Source organism: Brenneria uluponensis (assembly GCF_032395385.1).
GTDB classification, from domain to species: Bacteria; Pseudomonadota; Gammaproteobacteria; order Enterobacterales; family Enterobacteriaceae; genus Prodigiosinella; species Prodigiosinella aquatilis.
The window spans coordinates 2487649-2508008 of record NZ_CP135917.1; the positions used below are offsets into that span (position 1 = coordinate 2487649).

Sequence of the window (20360 nt, forward strand, 5' to 3'; positions counted from 1 at the left end):
GCCTGAGATGTATATATCTCAGGCTTTCCATTTTTACTGCCTTACTTCACTGGCAGACTAATATCTTTAAACATCAATTCGATTTCTTCATTGGAACGTAATGCAACGGCTGTGTCGACGACATCCCGAGTAAGATGTGGAGCAAAACGCTGAATAAAATCATACATATAACTACGCAAAAATGTACTGCGACGGAAACCGATCTTCGTCGTACTATAGCCAAAAATGCTATCCGCATCGAGGGTCACCAAATCGGGATCGGTCAGTGGATCGACGGCCATATTCGCAATCACACCCACCCCTAACCCTAACCGTACATAGGTTTTAATCACGTCTGCATCTGTGGCAGTAAACACAATTTTCGGGGTAAGACCTGCACGGTTAAACGCGGTATCCAGCTCTGAACGGCCGGTAAAACCGAAGGTATAGGTTACGATAGGATAGGAAGCCAGTTCTTCAATAGTGATAGTGGTGTTAGACGCCAGGGGATGATCAGGGTTCACCACTACCGCACGGTTCCAATGGTAACACGGCAACATAATCAAATCGTCATAGAGGTGTAGTGCTTCCGTTGCAATGGCAAAATCTGCGGTGCCTTTTGCTACCGCCTCCGCTATCTGAGTCGGTGATCCCTGATGCATATGCAGAGATACCTGAGGATAACGTTCAATAAAGCCTTTAATCACACTTGGCAGCGCGTAACGAGCCTGAGTATGTGTCGTTGCGACATAAAGCGACCCTTTATCTGGATAAGTATGTTCTCCGGCGACGGCCTTGATGGCATCTACCTTGGATAACACTTCCCGGGCAATACGGATGATTTCCTGACCCGCAGGCGTTACCTGTGTTAAGTGTTTTCCGCTGCGGGCAAAAATTTGAATCCCCAGCTCATCTTCTAACATTCTGACTTGTTTACTGATCCCTGGTTGAGAAGTGTAAAGGCCTTCTGCAGTAGAGGAAACATTCAGGTTGTGATTAACAACTTCAACAATATAACGAAGCTGTTGCAGTTTCATAATATATTCCATCCCAGATTGAATAATGCGCACACCATCTTTAATTTTTTGATCATCACTGCAAAAGAACTCACTTCACCCCTAATAAACGGCATATTTTTTCACCATTTAAATGACATTTAATCATAAAAATATATTTTATATAACCACTTTCTTTTTCGCCCACAGAGAAACTATCAGTATGAAGAAAGCGTTATATTTCTCTCATGACCCTGGTAGCGTATTATCACCCTTGACAGATTACACTCACCTTATGCAGATCAAAAAAGCCAGCCTAAACAGGCTGGCCATAAAGCATTTGGTTTTATTAACCGGGATACCTGAGTCTATCGGCAAAAAAGCTATTTCTTTGTCTCAACCCATTTTCCGTCTACATAAAATGCTGACCACCCAGTAGCCTTACCCTCTTTCTCTGAAGAAACATACTGCTGTTTGGTCTTACGGCTAAAGCGGACCAATGTTTTATTCCCCTCGTTATCCGTTATCGGAGCATCAGCCAGATAACGTAGTTTCTCCGGCAACCGATCTTTGAAACGAAACAGCTCTTCGACCAATGGTGCCCTCGTCTCACGAGATTTCGGGAACGTATTGGCGGCCAGAAAAACACCCGCAGCACCATCACGTAGTACGAAATAAGCATCGGATTTTTCACAAGCCAATTCAGGCAGCGGTACAGGATCTTCCTTTGGAGGAGCAACCTCACCACTGCGCAAAATCTTGCGGGTATTACCGCAGCTCTCATTAGTACACGCCATATACTTACCAAAACGCCCCATCTTCAGGTGCATTTCCGAACCACACTTCTCACACTCCACCACTGGGCCATCATAGCCTTTGAGACGAAACTCGCCGTTTTCTATTTCATAGCCATCACAAGATGGATTATTACCGCAGACATGCAGCTTACGCTGATTGTCGATCAGATAACTATCCATAGCGGTGCCACACTTCGGACAACGACGGCGAGCACGCAGTGCATTGGTTTCGGCTTCATCACCTTCCAGTATGTTCAGCACTTCGGCTTCTGGAATCAGGTTGATGGTGGTTTTGCAGCGTTCTTTCGGCGGTAGAGCGTAACCTGAGCACCCCAGAAAAACGCCCGTACTGGCGGTACGAATCCCCATCTTGCGACCACAGGTCGGGCAATCGATGCTGGTTAGCACCATCAGATTGGGTCGCATTCCCCCCGCTTCCGGTTCCTGCTCAGCGGTTTCCAGTTGCTGGCTGAACTCGGCGAAAAACTCGTCCAGCACGGCTTTCCATGCCGCCTGATTGTTCGCGACCTGGTCTAAGCTACTCTCCATGCGAGCAGTAAAATCATAGCTCATCAGCTCGCGAAAATTATCTTCCAAACGGTCAGTAACAATTTCCCCCATTTTTTCGGCATAGAAACGACGGTTTTCAACCCGTACATAACCACGATCCTGAATGGTGGAAATTATTGATGCATAAGTGGAAGGACGGCCAATGCCACGTTTTTCCAATTCCTTCACCAAAGACGCTTCACTGTAACGCGCAGATGGTTTGGTAAAGTGCTGGCTTGGTAACAGTTTTTCTAACGTCAGTGTTTCGCCCACCTCAACGGATGGCAATGTACGATCTTCATCACCTTTGCGTAACGCCGGAATCACTTTGGTCCAGCCATCAAAACGCAAAGTACGGCCTTTGGCACGGAGCTGGTAATCATCGGCTTTCACCACCAGCGTGGTGGAGTCGTACTGTGCAGGCGTCATCTGACAGGCCAAAAACTGACGCCAGATCAGCTGATACAATTTCTGGGCATCCGCTTCCATATCTTTCAGTTGTTCAGACAAAACCTTGACATCTGAAGGACGGATTGCTTCATGAGCTTCCTGCGAATTCTCTTTACTGCTGTAAAAATTCGGCGACTCAGGCAAATAACGCTGACCGAATTCGTCGCTGATATATCCGCGCACCATATTCAACGCATCCTGACTCAGGTTAGTCGAGTCAGTACGCATATAGGTGATATAACCCGCTTCATATAAGCGTTGGGCCATCATCATGGTTTTCTTGACGCCAAAACCCAAACGGGTACTGGCTGCCTGCTGAAGCGTCGATGTAATAAAAGGAGCGCCAGGCTTACTACTGGTCGGTTTATCTTCACGCTCAGCCACGACATAACGGGCTTTTTCCAACAAACTGACGGCCGACTGCGTCTGAACCTGATTGACTGGCTTAAACGGTTTTCCGTTATGGTGTGTTACCTGCATTTGCAGCATGACGTCATGGGCCGTTTGCATCTCGGCGTGAAGTTCCCAGTATTCTTCTGGGACAAACGCCTTTATTTCTCGCTCACGATCCACCACCAAACGCACAGCCACGGACTGCACACGTCCCGCCGATAACCCTCGGGCAATTTTCTTCCATAGCAAAGGCGATACCATGTAGCCTACGACCCGATCCATAAAGCGACGGGCCTGTTGGGCATTAACACGATCGATGTTCAACTCACCAGGGTTTTTAAATGCCTGCTGGATCGCATTTTTGGTGATTTCGTTGAACACCACACGACTGAACCGTTTTTCATCCCCACCAATTATTTCCCGCAGGTGCCACGCAATGGCTTCCCCTTCGCGGTCAAGGTCGGTAGCGAGATAAACATGGTCTGCTTGTTCTGCCAATGTCTTCAGCTCAGAGACGACCTTTTCCTTGCCCGGCAGGATTTCATAATTCGCATCCCAACCGTGATAAGGATCGACCCCCATTCGGTTGACCAGCGCCGATTTTTCATCTTTTTTGACGGCTTTTTTAGTTTTGCCGTTGGTTGAGTCCGAACTCTTCTTACTACCGGAGCCACTGGTTGGCAAATCGCGCACATGACCGACGCTGGATTTCACCACGTAGTCATTGCCTAGATACTTATTGATCGTTTTGGCTTTTGCCGGGGACTCAACTATGACGAGAGCTTTACCCATATTTATGGTTACCTACTGAATTCTTTAAAAAAGTAAAAATCTTCGCAGGCATCTATCGCTACTTTCAGCATCAGATGCTCAATTAGCCGCCTGTTACGGGAAAATCGTTCTGTTATCGTGGTATCAGGCCGGATATCGCCGTCTACCTTACCGCAACTCTATGATCTATCTGTGGTATTCATTTACTACATTGTAGTCACAAACAAACGCAGGCAGCTATGGTGTAAAGAAATTATTCCGCTGACTATACAAAATCCCACACTCTACCTGATAAATAACGTCACGCAACCTAATTAGCATATCTCGCTCTTTTCACTGATGAAGAGACTAAGCAGTATCGGCAGATTGTATGAAAAAATGTAGTCCAATTGCGGGAAAGTCACGTCAGGCAGTACAATGCCCTGAAGATTGTTGATGCAGGAGTATGAGCACATGTCCGATTTTATACACTCAAATGAAGAAAAAATATCGATCGATCGCCAGGCACTACTGACTGAAGCCAACATGCTGATAAAAAATCATGACGATTATCTACATGGTATGGAAGCCAACGACGTGGAGCAGAAAAATGGCATACTGATTTTTCGCGGTGAGTATTTTCTCGACCAGGATGGACTACCGACACTGAAAACTACGGCCGTATTTAATATGTTTAAACATCTGGCTCATGTGCTGTCGGAGAAGTATTACCTTGCGGATTAAAGAAAGTTGACGCTATGAACAGTGACAATGTCTATTTATGAGCGGCTTTACCAGACATTAAAAAGTGAGGGTGACCCGGCCTGGACCGGCGCAGGTTACGAGAGGGCCTGGCATTATCTGACAGCCACGATACAAACTTTGCAACAGGCTGGCATTATACCTGCGCCCGGTTCCACCTGTCTTGAACTGGGATGCGGCAATGGTGCCATGGTATCATTGTTGCTGGCCCGGCAAGGATATCTGGTTGATGGTGTGGATATTTCACCTACCGCAATTACCTGGGCGCAGGAGAAATTTTCCGCCGAAGGCCTGACTGGTCGTTTTCAACAAGGGGATGTTTGCGTGCTGGATAACTATGCTTCCCAACAATTCATGGTGGTCTACGACGGCTGTTGTATCCACTGCCTGATTGGGGAACAACGGCCACGTTGCTTCAGCCAAATTAAGCGCGTCCTCAAATCCGACGGGATATTCATCGTCAGCAGCATGTGTGGAGAACCCAAAAGACCGCAGGACCGTGAAAATTATGATGCGGAACACTATCAGCTCAGGAAAGAGGGCCAACCCTGGCGAACGCTTATGCCTTTGCCATTGTTACGAAAAGAACTGGCTGAACATGGTTTTGAGGTATTCCATGAATCGGTCAATGATAACCCATGGTGGAACCATGCGACGCTTTGCTGCCGTATATTGGACAAAACCTGAGGGAACGTGTTAATTAACACTCTACTCCACGTCCACCCAGTTTCAATACTGACAATATATGATTATGGTGAGCAATAATTTGCTCAAAAGAGACGCCTCTCCCGCTACAGGTCGAATCGTCAACACCCTTTAAGACAAAAAAATCCCGCCTGATATTGATAGCCCTTTGCAGAGTTGTCAGTTATCCAACTCTTGTGGGCCTTGCAAAACGGCGGGCCTTTTCATTAACAATCGATTCAGTTACAACCGCGGCTGGTTCCCCCGCTGCCACCAGCGCAACATCATTCTCTCTACCGTGTCCCCGGTGCTACCTGTCAATCGATCGATCAGGCGTTTACGGCGGGTATAACGCACGGCCAACACCTCATGTGTGGCAATTTCCGCAATCAGTAAATCGTCGCTGGTACCAATGGCATCAACCAATCCCAGATCTCTCGCCTGTGATCCAAACCAATGCTCCCCTGTCGCCACCGCATCAATATCCAGTGAAGGGCGCATTTGTTGAACAAACTGTTTGAACAACTGATGAGTTGCATTCAGCTCCTCACGAAATTTCTCACGTCCTGCTTCCGTGTTTTCGCCAAATAGCGTCAATGTCCGTTTATATTCGCCAGCCGTATGTAACTCGACATCAATGTCTTTATTTTTCAACAGCCGGTTGAAATTAGGGATCTGTGCTACAACACCAATGGAACCTACAATAGCAAACGGGGCTGCAACAATGCGATCCGCCACGCAAGCCATCATATAGCCGCCGCTGGCAGCCACTTTATCCACTGCCACGGTAAGACGGATCCCGCCCTGGCGTAAACGCTGTAACTGAGATGCAGCCAACCCATAACCGTGAACCACACCGCCAGGACTTTCAAGACGCAACAAGACCTCATCTTCCGTTCTGGCTACTGCCAGAATGGCGGAAACCTCTTCTCGCAGTGAACTGACTTCGCCAGCATCCATACTGCCATTAAAATCAAGGACGTAAAGACAGGGTTTGATCGCTTTCGTATCCCCCCTTTTAACGCGCTGCTTTTCCTGTTTAGCGGTTTCCTTTTCCTCTTTTTTATTTTTCTTCAACAACACCTTGCGTTCAGCATCGCTTATCGCAGCCGCTTGCATATCCCGCTGCATCTCGCGATATTGCTCACCCAGATTAACGACCTGTAGCTCACCTTTACGCTGGCGTTTACGTTGGGTCATACTGAATATCAACACCACCAATACGCCGATTGCGACGACGATGGTCAGGATTTCTGCCAGGAATAAACCATACTGAGAAAGTAACTCCACAAATACCGCCTTCATTGACCAAATTATGAATATAATCTTGATTATTAACTAACTACAACATTGCGTACGTTGTACGCTGTCTCTATAACGTAACGTATGGCGCGACCAATGGCGATGATCTTCATGCTTAATCCATACTTTCCGCTACTTTTTGTGACGCAGTTTGAGGTAAATCGCCGCAGTCTCATTGAAACCCCTTATTGTTTCAGGCATAAAAAACCATCATTGCCTTTTCTATTATCAGGTTGTTCACCTGAGTAAAGACAATAGACAACCTGAAAACCGGCATGCCACAGCCAAGGCAAGAGGATATTGCTGTGTATTACACACCCAAAAAAGACCTTTTAAAACGAAGAATTATATTAGTTACCGGTGCTGGAGACGGTATTGGACGAGAGGCTGCACTCACCTATGCTCGTTTTGGTGCCCACATGGTTTTGTTGGGCAGGACAGAAAGTAAGCTACATGATGTAAAACGACAGATTGAGCAAGAGTGTGGTACGTCGTCGTTGGTAATCCCCTGCGATATGCTGACAACCACTTCAGAACAATTTTTCTTGATAGCAGAACAGATGTCTCAGTCCATTCCTCAACTTGATGGTGTGCTGCATAATGCTGGTCTGCTAGGTGATATTGCTTTAATGGCGGATCAATCAGTGGAGCATTGGCACCAGGTAATGCACGTCAACGTCAACGCGACATTCATGCTTACCCAGGCGCTGTTACCGTTATTACTGAAGTCCCCGAGCGCTTCATTGGTATTCACCAGTTCAAGCGTAGGCCGTCAGGGACGTTCCGGCTGGGGAGCCTATGCAGCTTCGAAATTCGCTACTGAGGGAATGATGCAGGTACTGGCAGAAGAGTATCGCCACAAAAACCTGCGAGTGAACTGTATTAATCCCGGCGGCACTCGTACCGCTATGCGCGCAGCTGCTTTTCCGAATGAAGACCCGGACAAGCTCAAAACACCAGCGGATATTATGCCGCTTTATCTTTATTTGATGGGTGATGACAGCCGACGTAAAACAGGAATGAGTTTTGACGCCCAACCCGGTAAAAAACCGGGGACCGTCGACTAATCGCGACATCCCACACCCTAAAATAAGCACTGGGGAAACCCCGACATGAATGATGAACGACATCAGCAGCGTCAGCAACGTTTGAAAGAAAAAGTCGATGCCCGCATTGCCACCGCAACCCAGCTACGCGGCATTATCATGATATTTACTGGCAATGGAAAAGGAAAAACCACCGCAGCCTTCGGCACGATAACTCGAGCTGTCGGACATGGACTGCAAGCAGGCGTGATTCAGTTTATCAAAGGAGAATGGCCCAATGGTGAAAAAAACCTGCTGCAACAGCATGGTGTCGAATTTCAGGTCATGTCTACTGGCTTTACCTGGGACACACAGAACCGGCAAACCGACACCGAGGCGGCACGTCTCGTGTGGCAACACGGAAAACGCATGCTGGCTGACCCGCAATTGGATTTAGTGGTGCTGGATGAGCTGACATACATGATCAGCTACGATTATTTACCGCTGGATGAGGTGATTGAAGTATTGAATGCGCGACCTTCGCACCAGAGTGTGATTATCACCGGACGAGGCTGCCATCGTGATTTACTGAACCAGGCCGATACTGTGACCGAAATGCGCCCGGTGAAACATGCTTTTGATTCAGGGATCCAAGCTCAGCAAGGCATTGACTGGTAATCACACAAATAACATCAGGATCAAATAACATCAGGATACTGTGCATTGTGCAAGTATCCTGACGCATGCTAACCGTTACGTTTAGGCGCGTTACGGCGCGTGGTACTCACTTGGCTATGTCGTTTCACGGCACGACGGATTTGATTGGCTTTGACACGCCGACGTTCGCGTTCCACGGGCAGTTTGCTAACGGTTTCTGGTGTAAGTTTAACCAATTCACGCAGATAATTGACATCCGTGAGGTTCATTTCTGCCCAGCCACCACGGGGTAACCCTTTGGGTAGTTGGATATCACCGTAACGAACACGGATCAACCGGCTGACCTGTACGCCAACGGCTTCCCACAAACGACGCACTTCACGGTTACGTCCTTCGGTCAATGTCACGTTATACCATTGGTTTAATCCTTCACCCCCCTGGTAGCGAATCTTGCGGAATGATGCCGGGCCATCATCCAACTGTACGCCCTTGCTGAGTTGTTTGATTTTTTCATCATTTACCTCACCAAACACACGTACAGCGTACTCCCTTTCTACTTCCTGGCTGGGATGCATTAATCGGTTTGCCAGTTCACCATCCGTAGTAAACAACAGTAATCCAGACGTATTAACATCAAGACGACCTACTGCTACCCAACGAGAACCTTGAATTTTTGGTAAACGGTCAAACACGGTAGGACGACCATCTGGATCGCTGCGGGTGCAAAGTTCGCCTTCCGGTTTGTAATACATCAGCACGCGGCATACTGTTTGCTCGGTATCCCGAACAACAACCACATGACCATCAATACGGATTTTTGTCGCGTTGGTGACCTCAACACGATCGCCCAGCGTGGCAATTTTACCATCAACGCTAATTCGTCCCTGCTGGATCATACTTTCAATTTCACGGCGCGAACCATGACCTGCGCGCGCCATCACTTTCTGTAGCTTTTCGCTCATCGAGCAACCTCTAAGTGTCGCCTTCCCAGGCGTCGGGGGATGGATCTGTTACCAGCTGTAGCGGTAACTCATGGAAAAATAATGAGTTATAAAAAATAATGGCGCGATTATACAGAGATTCGCGCCATTTGTATGCCAAATGTTAGCCCCAATGAAGGGAAATCCACCACCATCTATAGAAAAGGGGTGACATCTCCGGTACCTTCCCGAACGACCTGCGGCGACGTGTCGGTCAAATCAATCACGGTGGTCGGTTGTTGCCCCAAAGAACCACCATGAATAACCAGATCCACTCGTTTTCCCAAACGTTCCTGTATCTCCTCCGGATCTGACTCCGCAAAATCATTGCTCGGCAAGATTAATGTCGTGGACATCAGCGGTTCGTTCAACGCTTCCAACAGTGCCAATGCTATTGGGTTAGAAGGAACACGCAGACCGATGGTTTTACGTTTTTCATTCATCAGGCGGCGCGGAACTTCTTTTGTTGCTTTCAGGATAAAGGTGTAATTCCCAGGGGTATTGTTTTTAATCAGACGAAATGCCGTATTATCCACATAAGCATAGGTGGATAATTCGGACAGATCGCGACACACCAGTGTGAAATTATGATTATTGTCCACGTTGCGTATACGGCAAATCTGTTCCATCGCGGATTTATCTTCCAACATACATCCCAGTGCATAGCCAGAATCCGTAGGGTAGACAATAACCCCCCCCTTATGCAGCACTTCCACCGTCTGATTAATTAGTCGTAATTGAGGGTTCTGTGGGTGAATATAGAAAAACTGACTCATACTACCTTATGCCTCCCAAAACACAGCGCACCAGTCTTTTGCTCATCAGCAGTCCGCTGATCTGATCGCGCCAGCAGATACTCACCGTTGCGTCAGCGCCGCATGCTGCCACACCGGCTCAACATCGCCAGGTAACCACAACTTACGACCTAACTCAATCCAGGCACAGGGTTGATGAAAATCTGAACCCTGAGATCCCAGCAAACGATATTCCCGCGCATAACGCGCCAATTGCAAACGCTCATCAGGTGCCTGCTGGCACTGCGCCACTTCCATTGCATCACCACCACAATCGGTGAAATGACGCAGTAGCCGTTTCAACCACTTAGCCGTTAAATCATAGCGTCCAGGGTGAGCCAGCACTGCAACACCTCCTGATTGGTGTATTGCGTCTATAGCCTGTTGTATTGTACACCACTGTGATGGAACATAACCGGTTTTCCCTTTTGCCAGGTACTTCTTAAAGACCTGACTGATATTCTCCGCACGCCCTTGTTCTACCAGATAGCGGGCAAAGTGCCCACGGGTTATCGTGCCGCCAGCGGCCAGTCGGGCGGCACCGGCGAACGCGTCAGGAATTTGTGCCTTTTCCAACCGCAAGCCGATATGCTCCGCCCGTTGCAAGCGGTAGTCGGACTGTTGCTGCAACAAGTTTACCAGTGCCAGATGACTGCAATCCTGCCCCAGCCCAACAATATGAATTTCATGGTTTTCCCACAATGTTGAGATTTCAACACCGGTAATCAATCGCAACGGCAAAGAACACTGGCGAATCGCGGTCTGCGCCTCATCCAGTGCAGCCGTCGTGTCATGGTCGGTAATAGCCAGCACACCGACCCGCATCTCAACGGCACGCTGAACTAGTTCTGTTGGCGTCAGTAGTCCGTCGGATGCTGTCGTATGGCTATGCAAATCATAAAGCGGAAAAGAAGAAAGTATCGAAGACGCTTCTGGCACAGTGGTTATTTATCCAGTCAGGAGTGAAGACTTGACGGCATCATGCCATTAACAAAGGGAAAAGGATAAGAAAGAATCGGATTTTCTGACTATAGGTACTCTGTGTGAAACACCTTAAAAATAACCTGAATTTTTTATTGACTTATTTACTTCGTTCCAGTTAACTAGTACACAAGTTCAGCGAAACGCAAGGGATACGATAATGGCAATGCTGTTTAAAAAGAAAAATGCAGGTTGGTGGCGCTCTTCCCTTTCGCGGGCGGAGTAATCACGCATAGCTGTTATCAGAACATGCAGATATCCCAAAGCCCGCTCATCAGCGGGTTTTTTTATGGGCAAAACAAGAGTAAAGATAATGCAGACAACACAATCCGAACTTGAACTCCTGAGTACTGAGGCTACTTACCACAACAATCCCAGTGCGATGTTTCATCAGCTCTGTGGTGCCAGACCTGCCACACTGTTGCTGGAATCAGCTGAAATTGATAGTAAGCAAAACCTGAAGAGTCTGTTGATCGTTGACAGTGCATTGCGCATTACCGCACTGGGTCCCCAGGTTTTCATACAGGCGCTAACCGCTAACGGCGCGTCATTGCTACCATTACTGGATGATGCCTTTCCGCCCAGTGTGATTATTGAAGCGCGCCCCAATTGTCGCGAACTGACTTTTCCTGCTACAGACATGATACAGGATGAGGATGCACGTCTGTGTTCCCTTTCCGTATTTGATGCCCTTCGTCAGTTACTGACACTAGTAAAGTGTCCCCCCAACGAACGTGAAGCCATGTTTCTAGGTGGACTGTTTGCCTACGATCTGGTCGCCGGATTTGAGGCATTACCACCGCTGGGACAACAACAGCGTTGCCCGGACTACTGTTTTTATCTGGCTGAAACCTTGGTGATTGTTGATCACCAACAACAAGTCACTCACATTCAGGCCAGCCTGTTTACGTCAGACGGTGCCGAACGTCAGCGTTTGCAGCAACGACTGAAACAGTTACAGCATCAGTTGCTTCAACCCGCCCCGCCTCTGCCTTGTCAGTTCGTTGAGAGTATGACGCTGAGCTGTAATCAAAGTGATGAAGACTATGGTGAAGTAGTCAGTCAGATGCAACAGGCTATCCGCATCGGGGAAATTTTTCAGGTCGTTCCCTCCCGACGTTTCTCTCTGCCCTGTCCTTCCCCGCTGTCTGCTTATCAAACGCTGAAGGATAACAATCCCAGTCCGTATATGTTCTACATGCAGGACCAGGATTTCACCCTGTTTGGCGCTTCACCGGAAAGCTCCCTGAAATACTCAGCTGACAATCGTCAGATTGAAATTTATCCAATTGCCGGCACCCGCCCCCGAGGACGCCATGCGGATGGTTCCCTGGATCGCGATCTGGACAGCCGTATCGAGCTGGAAATGCGTACCGATCATAAAGAGCTGGCAGAGCATTTGATGCTAGTGGATCTGGCACGCAACGATCTGGCGCGGATCTGCGAGCCGGGTAGCCGTTACGTGGCCGATTTGACCAAAGTTGACCGGTATTCATTCGTGATGCATCTGGTTTCCCGCGTAGTCGGCACGTTACGAGCCGATCTGGATGTACTACATGCCTATCGCGCCTGCATGAATATGGGTACGTTGAGCGGGGCCCCCAAAGTACGCGCCATGCAGCTGATTGCCAATAGCGAAAAGAACCGGCGAGGCAGCTATGGCGGCGCCGTCGGGTATTTTACCGCACACGGTGATCTGGATACCTGCATCGTCATTCGTTCCGCCTATGTGGAAGATGGCATAGCCACGGTTCAGGCTGGCGCCGGTATCGTGCTGGATTCCGATCCCCAGTCTGAAGCCGATGAAACCCGTAACAAGGCCCGTGCTGTTTTACGCGCCATTGCCAGCGCCCACCACGCCAAGGAGGTGTTCTAATGGCGGATATCCTATTGCTCGATAACATCGACTCGTTCACGTACAACCTGGTCGATCAACTGCGGGCCAGCAAACATCATGTTGTGGTTTATCGTAATCAACTCCCCACCAGCGTGATAATCGAGCGTCTACAACAAATGGAAAACGCGATTCTGATGCTGTCTCCCGGTCCCGGCACGCCCGCTCAGGCCGGTTGTATGCCCGAGCTGTTGCAGCAATTACGTGGACGATTGCCAATCGTCGGTATTTGTCTTGGGCATCAGGCCATTGTCGAAGCCTACGGCGGTCATGTTGGTCAGGCCGGGGAAATCCTGCATGGTAAAGCCTCTTCTATCGAACATGACGGACAGGAAATGTTTAACGGCCTGCCAAAGCCCTTACCGGTAGCGCGTTATCACTCGCTGGTAGGCAGTAACATTCCCGACGAACTTATTGTCAATGCCCGCTTTAACGATATGGTGATGGCGGTTCGTCACAATGAACATAGGGTCTGTGGTTTTCAATTCCATCCTGAATCCATACTGACCACCCACGGTGCACGGTTGTTGAATCAAACCCTGGAATGGGCACTGGCATAGCCAAGGAAAAAATCATGAAAAGTATTCTCGAAAAACTCTATTGTGCAGAAACGCTCAGCCGCCAGGAAAGTCACCAGTTATTCCGTGCCATTGTCCGGGGTGAACTGGAGCCGACCCAATTGGCCGCCGCGCTGATTAGCATGAAAGTCCGTGGTGAACATCCAGACGAAATCGCCGGGGCTGCCGCCGCACTACTGGAAGATGCTCAACCGTTTCCACGCCCCGACTATCTGTTTGCCGATATCGTTGGTACCGGTGGCGACGGTACCAGCAGCATTAATATTTCCACAGCTAGCGCATTTGTCGCGGCCAGTTGCGGAGTGAAAGTGGCTAAACATGGTAATCGCAGCGTATCCAGCCGCTCCGGCTCTTCCGACCTGCTGTCAGCATTTGGTATTCGTTTGGATATGTCGGCACAGACATCTCGTCAGGCACTAGATGAACTTGGGGTATGTTTCCTGTTTGCTCCGCAATATCACACCGGGTTTCGTCATGCAATGCCGGTTCGGCAGCAGTTGAAAACTCGCACGGTGTTCAACGTACTGGGTCCGTTAATCAACCCGGCACATCCACCACTGGCGTTGATCGGCGTTTACAGCCCGGAACTGGTTCGCCCTATTGCTGAAACACTGAAAGCATTGGGTTATCAGCGCGCCGCAGTAGTACATGGCGGTGGTATGGATGAAGTGGCCATTCATGCTCCTACTCAGGTAGCCGAGCTACGTGACGGTAATATAGACGTGTATGAATTGACTCACCGCGATTTTGGATTGGACAGCTTTCCACTGGCGGCATTGCAGGGCGGCACGCCCGAAGAAAACCGTGATATTCTGGCACAACTGCTACAAGGTCACGGTGAACGTGCCCATGAAGCTGCGGTCGCCGCCAACGTCGCGTTGCTGTTGAAACTGTTTGGACAGGAAGATCTGCGACAAAACGCGCAACAGGCACTGGAAGTGATACATAGCGGGCAGGCATATCAGCGCGTTGTTGCCTTGGCCGCCAGAGGATAATGATGTGATGCAAGACACCGTATTAACTAAAATTGTACGCGACAAAGCGTTGTGGATCGAGGAACGTCGGCAACAGCAGCCACTGGCAGATTTTCAACATCTGGTGAAACCCAGCCAGCGCAGCTTTTATCAGTCACTAAAACGCGCTCACCCGGCGTTCATCCTTGAATGTAAAAAAGCGTCTCCCTCAAAAGGGTTGATTCGTACCGATTTTGATCCGGTGGCGATAGCCCGGGTTTATCAGGATTACGCGTCGGCAATTTCCGTATTAACAGATGAAAAATACTTTCAGGGCAATTTTGAATTTTTGGCCCAGGTCAGCGCAACAGTCCCACAACCGGTACTGTGCAAAGACTTTATTATTGACCCTTATCAAATCTATCTGGCCCGGCATTATCAGGCGGATGCCATTCTGCTAATGCTCTCTGTTCTGGATGATACGCAGTATCGGCAATTGGCCGCGGTGGCGCACAGCCTGAACATGGGCGTATTAACGGAAGCCAGTAATGAAAGCGAATTACAACGCGCTATTCATCTTGACGCGCAAGTTGTCGGGATTAATAACCGGGACTTACGTGATCTCTCCATCGATCTGAACCGAACCCGCACGCTGGCACCACGTTTACCCGCCAGCGTTACCGTGATTAGCGAATCAGGCATCAGCCGCTTTGCAGACATCCAGGCGCTCAGCCCGTTCGCTGACGGTTTTCTGATTGGCAGTTCCCTGATGTCTGAGCCGGATCTTGCCTTGGCCGTACGCCGGGTCATTCTGGGAGAAAATAAAGTCTGCGGGCTGACTCGACCCGAAGATGCTGCCGTCGCCTATCAGGCCGGTGCTGTTTATGGTGGGCTGATTTTTGTCGAGTCATCTCCCCGGTATATTTCCGTCGCACAGGCTGAAACCATCATCACGGGTGCGGCGCTGCGTTATGTCGGTGTATTTCGTGATGCAGCAATTGCCGATATCGTCACAACAGCAGAGAAACTTAATCTGGCTGCGGTTCAATTGCATGGACATGAAGATCAACACACCATTAACGCATTACGCCAACAACTTCCAACACAATGCAAAATCTGGAAGGCCCTGGGTGTGAATACCACACTACCTGACCTTGAACTGGAAAACGTCGATCGCATCGTGCTGGATAATACCCAGGGTGGCAGTGGTAAGACGTTTGACTGGTCCTTGCTGCACGGACACACACTAAATCATGTGTTACTGGCTGGTGGATTGAGCACAGAAAATACAGCCCAGGCCACTACGTTCGGTTGCGCCGGTCTGGATTTTAATTCCGGCGTGGAAAGCCAACCGGGTATCAAGGATCCACAGAAAATCGCGGCGGTGTTTAACATCCTGCGCACTGCGCAGCAACATCGCGCCCCATTGAATCAAATAAAGACAGGCTTATTATGACGTTACTTAATCCTTATTTTGGTGAGTTTGGTGGACAATACGTACCACAAATACTGATGCCAGCGTTGCGCCAGCTTGAAGATGCATTCGTCAATGCACAGCGTGATCCTGAATTTCAGGCCGAGTTTACTGATCTGTTGAAAAACTACGCCGGGCGCCCCACAGCGCTGACCTTATGTAAAAATCTGACGGCGGGAACCCGCACCAAACTTTACCTGAAACGGGAAGACCTCCTGCACGGTGGCGCGCACAAAACCAACCAGGTTCTGGGACAGGCATTGCTTGCCCTGCGTATGGGGAAAACAGAGATTATCGCTGAAACCGGTGCGGGTCAGCACGGAGTGGCAACGGCGTTAGCCTGTGCGCTTCTTGGGCTAAAATGCCGTATTTATATGGGAGCGAAAGATGTAGAGCGCCAGTCGCCGAACGTATTCCGTATGCGACTGATGGGAGCGGAAGTCATCCCGGTACACAGTGGTTCCGCTACACTGAAAGACGCCTGTAATGAGGCGCTGCGAGATTGGTCTGGCAGTTATGAACAAGCACATTATCTGTTGGGAACGGCCGCCGGCCCACATCCCTATCCCACGATTGTTCGGGAATTTCAGCGGATGATCGGCGAAGAAACCAAGGCGCAAATGCTCGAAAGAGAGGGCCGCCTGCCAGACGCCGTACTTGCGTGTGTTGGGGGGGGCTCCAACGCCATTGGTATGTTTGCCGACTTTATTGACGAGCCAACGGTTCGCCTGATTGGTGTTGAACCTGCAGGGTTGGGCATTGAAACCGGACAGCATGGCGCTCCGCTAAAACATGGCCGGGTCGGTATTTACTTTGGTATGAAATCGCCAATGATGCAGACGGCTGAAGGCCAAATTGAAGAGTCCTATTCACTTTCCGCCGGACTGGATTTCCCATCAGTGGGGCCACAGCATGCTTATCTCAATAGCATTGGTCGGGCGGATTACGTCTCAATAACCGATGATGAAGCATTGGATGCTTTTAAAGAATTGTCCCGCCATGAAGGGATAATTCCGGCGCTAGAGTCTTCTCACGCATTGGCTTACGCGATCAAAATGATTAAAGCAGAGCCAGAGAAAGAACAAATCCTGGTCGTTAACCTTTCCGGTCGTGGGGACAAAGACATTTTTACAGTTCACGATATTCTGAAAGCTCGGGGAGAAATATGATGGAACGTTACCATGCCTTGTTTAGTCGATTGGCAGAAAAGAAGGAAGGTGCTTTTGTACCTTTTGTGACACTCGGTGATCCTTCCCCTGAACTATCACTACAAATTATTGATACGCTGGTTGCTTCGGGGGCCGACGCACTGGAATTAGGCATTCCGTTTTCCGATCCGCTGGCGGATGGCCCAACGATACAGAATGCGACCTTGCGAGCCTTCGCTGCCGGAGTGACGCCTGAACATTGTTTTGAAATGCTCACGGTTATCCGCCAGAAATACCCTGAATTGCCAATGGGATTACTGATGTATGCCAATCTGGTGTTCAGCAATGGTATCGACGCATTTTACCAGCGCTGCGCCCAGGTTGGCGTCGATTCTGTACTGGTTGCGGATGTTCCTCTGGAAGAGTCAGCACCATTCCGTACTGCGGCGCAGCGTCACAACATTGCGCCTATCTTCATCTGCCCACCCAATGCAGATGATGAACTGCTACGTGAAATTGCATCTCACGGGCGTGGCTATACTTATTTGCTGTCCCGTGCCGGAGTTACTGGGGCGGAAACCCGGGCTCAGTTACCGCTGCACCATCTGTTGGCCAAGCTGCATGAATACCACGCCGCCCCACCGCTACAAGGGTTTGGCATTTCCGATCCCACCCAGGTCGAGCTGGTATTAAAAGCGGGTGCCGCCGGCGCCATTTCTGGTTCTGCCATTGTAAAAATTATTGAACAACACCAGAAGCGACCAAAAGAAATGTTGGAACAACTAAGTGAATTTGTCCGTAGCATGAAAGCGGCGACCCGCCCTTCACGCTAAAAGCGTCTCATTGTGTAATGAGTAATAATCAACTCATTCATCTGACATCATGCAGGAAATAAATACCCGACAGAATGAGATAGAAAAGCGGCGGGATAACTATTCCGCCGCTTTTATTTCACATAAAGTACCCTTTCGTCGTTAGTTTATTGTGAAATAAATTCAGTTAACAAGCCATACAATAACTAAGCGAAGGCTACCGCTTTTTCATCATATATTGATATCAACTCAGAACTTGTAACCTACGGCAAACATAAATAACCAGGGATCAAGACGAGTGCTGACAGTTTGATCTTGACCGCTCGCCTTGAATTTCACATCAGTGTTAATATCCATCCACCAGAGAGACATATTCAGTAACCAGTTTTTATTCAGGTTATAATCCAACCCAGCCTGGGCGGCTATCCCCCAGGAGTCAGTGAAACTTAAATCACTTAACCCATTGTTTTTGCCGGTTTCATTGAATTTTTCATCAAAGAAGGTCGTATAGTTCACACCAACCCCTAAATAAGGGCGCAGCTTGTCTTCTTTTTGTCCAAAATAATACTGAGCCATTAATGTAGGGGGCAGATGTTTCACTTCCGCAATTGTACCAAGACCATTTAAGCCTACTTTATGCTGGAACGGCGTAGCTGCCAGTAACTCCACACCAATATTATCAGTTGCCATATAAGTGAACGTTAATCCCAATTGAGTATTGTTATCAACGTTAAAAGACCCTAATGACCCCAGCACATTATCTGAACCTTCATTAGGACGTAAAATAGCCGTACCTGCACGAACAATGATATCACCCGCTTGATTAGCCTGCGCAAAAGCTGGCATTAACGCTGCTGCCATTAATAATAAAGACGCCTTTTTCATTACCCACCCCTTTTGTATGGTTTAAAGTCGAGCGCAATATACCCCCGGGTAAGTATTCTTGTTTTAATCCAGATCACATCTTGACATGTTTCTTGGTAAATTTTTACACACATCAATTTGCTCTAAGTCATTAAAAATACAAGACTTGATCTAAATCAAAAATCGACCTTAAGGCATAAAAACGGCATTGAAATAAAAACTGTCACAGGATTCATTTAGGCGTAAATTTCTTCTTCTACTGCGCATGATTCAATACTGACGAAAGTCGGCGGGATAATCAGAATGAGTGAATACATCAGCCCCTGTATGCAATGCGGTGCTTGCTGTAGTTATTTTCGCGTTTCTTTCTATTGGGCCGAAGCTGATGACGGTGTGGGCGCCGTTCCTGTCTCGCTAACGGAACCTATATCTCCTTTTCTGCGTTGCATGCAGGGAACAAACCGTAAATCGCCTCGTTGTTGTGCATTAGACGGTGAAATTGGTATTGCGGTCCGGTGCCGAATTTACGCCAATCGACCTTCCACTTGTCACGAATTTTCTCCGTCAGGAGAAAATAGCCAGATAAACGAAGCTTGCGATCGTGCCCGCGCCTATTACGGACTTCCTGCGCTTATAGCAACCAGAGTGATTAAACTTAAGGATTGAAGTTCGGAACAAAAAGAAACAGATAATCGTGATTACTGTCGGGGTGCCACTGTCTAGCGTAACGAGTTACAATCAGCCACCAAGTTAGATTGATAACCTTTTGCCAAGGAGTTTTCATGCCTATCACGGCCAGTACGTTGTACCGTGACACGATGTATTTTGCGCGTAACCAGTTTGCCAGCATCCTGATGCTGGCACTGTCGGCAGCGTTGATTACTGTCGTTATCAACCATGTTTTTACACCAGATAGCGACCAACTACAGCTACTGAACAGCAACAGCCTTAACCTCTCTTCTGTCAACCAGCCGGGATTGAGCGAGCTCATTCAGCAAATGACGCCAGAACAACAACTCGTCTTGTTAAAAGCGTCAGCGGCAGGGACATTTGCATCACTTGTCGGTAATGCATTGCTTACGGGTGGAGTACTGATGTTGATCCAGATGGTATCCGCCGGTGCCCGCACCAGCGCCTTGCGAGCAATCGGCGCGGCGGCACCATTATTGCCAAAACTGTTACTACTGCTCCTGATATGTACCTTGCTTATCCAGGTCGGTGTATTGCTGGTAATCGTACCGGGCATATTATTGGCAATTGCATTGAGTTTATCGCCCATCATAGCCATTAGTGAAAAGCGTGGGATTCTCTTCTCCATGCGCGCCAGTAGCAAACTGGCCTTTGCCAATTTACGGATTACCGCACCGGCGGTTATGTTATGGCTTATCGTCAAAGTTATTCTTTTACTATTGGCTGCTAAAATGCCGCTGGTTTCACCGACTGCATTGGCAGTGATAATAAATGGTGCCAGCAACTTTATTTCCGCGCTGTTACTGATTTATCTGTTCCGTCTGTATATGCTCTTACGCGCCTGACATC

Annotated in this window: 19 protein-coding genes and 1 other annotated feature; of the genes, 12 read left to right on the plus strand and 7 right to left on the minus strand. The window is 48.7% G+C overall.

The features are described 5' to 3' along the window. Positions 1-41 precede the first annotated feature (41 nt). Positions 42-1016 (minus strand): HTH-type transcriptional regulator CysB, encoded by a 975-nt coding sequence (cysB, locus tag RS889_RS11380; RefSeq protein WP_315710815.1) that lies wholly within the window; start codon positions 1014-1016, stop codon positions 42-44. Positions 1017-1357: 341 nt separating this feature from the next. Then, entirely contained in the window at positions 1358-3955 is a 2598-nt protein-coding gene (gene topA / locus RS889_RS11385; RefSeq protein ID WP_315710816.1) for a type I DNA topoisomerase, read from the minus strand. Positions 3956-4387: 432 nt separating this feature from the next. Between topA and RS889_RS11390 the strand changes: the two genes are divergently transcribed. Both RS889_RS11390 and RS889_RS11395 read left to right on the plus strand, forming a co-directional pair. Further along, on the plus strand, positions 4388-4657 hold the full coding sequence (locus RS889_RS11390; RefSeq protein ID WP_021015978.1) for a YciN family protein: 270 nt from the start codon (positions 4388-4390) through the stop codon (positions 4655-4657). 27 nt (positions 4658-4684) lie between these two features. Next, positions 4685-5362 carry a class I SAM-dependent methyltransferase gene (locus tag RS889_RS11395; protein WP_315710818.1) on the plus strand — a complete coding sequence of 226 codons (678 nt, stop codon included), beginning with the start codon at positions 4685-4687 and terminating at the stop codon, positions 5360-5362. 240 nt (positions 5363-5602) lie between these two features. Here the strand turns inward: RS889_RS11395 and sohB are convergent, their stop codons facing one another. Then, a complete protein-coding gene (gene sohB, locus RS889_RS11400; protein ID WP_315710819.1) occupies positions 5603-6649 on the minus strand; it encodes a protease SohB in 1047 nt (348 codons plus the stop codon). Positions 6650-6966: 317 nt separating this feature from the next. Between sohB and RS889_RS11405 the strand changes: the two genes are divergently transcribed. Together RS889_RS11405 and cobO are read left to right on the plus strand one after the other, a co-directional pair. Next, on the plus strand, positions 6967-7728 hold the full coding sequence (locus tag RS889_RS11405; RefSeq protein WP_315710820.1) for a YciK family oxidoreductase: 762 nt from the start codon (positions 6967-6969) through the stop codon (positions 7726-7728). Positions 7729-7773: 45 nt separating this feature from the next. After that, on the plus strand, positions 7774-8364 hold the full coding sequence (gene cobO, locus RS889_RS11410) for a cob(I)yrinic acid a,c-diamide adenosyltransferase (protein ID WP_315710822.1): 591 nt from the start codon (positions 7774-7776) through the stop codon (positions 8362-8364). Between the two features lie 68 nt (positions 8365-8432). Here the strand turns inward: cobO and rluB are convergent, their stop codons facing one another. The 3 genes from rluB to rnm all read right to left on the minus strand — a co-directional run bounded on the left by rluB (position 8433) and on the right by rnm (position 11056). Then, positions 8433-9305, minus strand: a complete 873-nt coding sequence (gene rluB, locus RS889_RS11415; RefSeq protein ID WP_290182869.1) for a 23S rRNA pseudouridine(2605) synthase RluB — start codon at positions 9303-9305, stop codon at positions 8433-8435. Between the two features lie 173 nt (positions 9306-9478). After that, positions 9479-10099, minus strand: a complete 621-nt coding sequence (locus RS889_RS11420) for an L-threonylcarbamoyladenylate synthase (RefSeq protein WP_315710824.1) — start codon at positions 10097-10099, stop codon at positions 9479-9481. An 81-nt stretch (positions 10100-10180) separates the two neighbouring features. Continuing rightward, positions 10181-11056, minus strand: coding sequence for an RNase RNM (rnm, locus tag RS889_RS11425; RefSeq protein ID WP_315710825.1), 876 nt, complete (start codon positions 11054-11056; stop codon positions 10181-10183). Positions 11057-11285: 229 nt separating this feature from the next. After that, positions 11286-11389 (plus strand) — a sequence feature (Trp leader region). Between the two features lie 22 nt (positions 11390-11411). Between rnm and RS889_RS11430 the strand changes: the two genes are divergently transcribed. From RS889_RS11430 to trpA, 6 genes are read left to right on the plus strand one after another with little or no spacing between them, the layout of a single operon-like run. After that, positions 11412-12974: an anthranilate synthase component 1 gene (locus RS889_RS11430; protein ID WP_315710826.1), complete on the plus strand. Its 1563-nt coding sequence runs from the start codon at positions 11412-11414 to the stop codon at positions 12972-12974. Further along, positions 12974-13552: a glutamine amidotransferase-related protein gene (locus RS889_RS11435; protein WP_315710827.1), complete on the plus strand. Its 579-nt coding sequence runs from the start codon at positions 12974-12976 to the stop codon at positions 13550-13552. The genes RS889_RS11430 and RS889_RS11435 overlap by 1 nt, the downstream gene beginning before the upstream one ends. Positions 13553-13566: 14 nt before the next feature. Beyond that, complete coding sequence (gene trpD / locus RS889_RS11440) at positions 13567-14565, plus strand: anthranilate phosphoribosyltransferase (protein WP_315710829.1); 999 nt, start codon at positions 13567-13569, stop codon at positions 14563-14565. A gap of 7 nt (positions 14566-14572) precedes the next feature. Next, complete coding sequence (gene trpCF, locus RS889_RS11445) at positions 14573-15979, plus strand: bifunctional indole-3-glycerol-phosphate synthase TrpC/phosphoribosylanthranilate isomerase TrpF (RefSeq protein WP_315711020.1); 1407 nt, start codon at positions 14573-14575, stop codon at positions 15977-15979. Further along, complete coding sequence (gene trpB, locus RS889_RS11450; protein WP_021015966.1) at positions 15976-17166, plus strand: tryptophan synthase subunit beta; 1191 nt, start codon at positions 15976-15978, stop codon at positions 17164-17166. Before trpCF ends, trpB begins: the two co-directional genes overlap by 4 nt. Beyond that, positions 17166-17978 carry a tryptophan synthase subunit alpha gene (trpA, locus tag RS889_RS11455; protein WP_315711022.1) on the plus strand — a complete coding sequence of 271 codons (813 nt, stop codon included), beginning with the start codon at positions 17166-17168 and terminating at the stop codon, positions 17976-17978. Before trpB ends, trpA begins: the two co-directional genes overlap by 1 nt. Before the next feature lie 228 nt (positions 17979-18206). On the opposite strand, the gene ompW is transcribed toward trpA, so the two are convergent. After that, a complete protein-coding gene (ompW, locus tag RS889_RS11460; RefSeq protein ID WP_315710831.1) occupies positions 18207-18842 on the minus strand; it encodes an outer membrane protein OmpW in 636 nt (211 codons plus the stop codon). 282 nt (positions 18843-19124) lie between these two features. Between ompW and RS889_RS11465 the strand changes: the two genes are divergently transcribed. Next, entirely contained in the window at positions 19125-19487 is a 363-nt protein-coding gene (locus tag RS889_RS11465) for a YkgJ family cysteine cluster protein (protein ID WP_315710832.1), read from the plus strand. Positions 19488-19603: 116 nt separating this feature from the next. Then, complete coding sequence (locus RS889_RS11470; RefSeq protein WP_315710833.1) at positions 19604-20356, plus strand: YciC family protein; 753 nt, start codon at positions 19604-19606, stop codon at positions 20354-20356. The last annotated feature ends 4 nt before the right edge of the window (positions 20357-20360 follow it).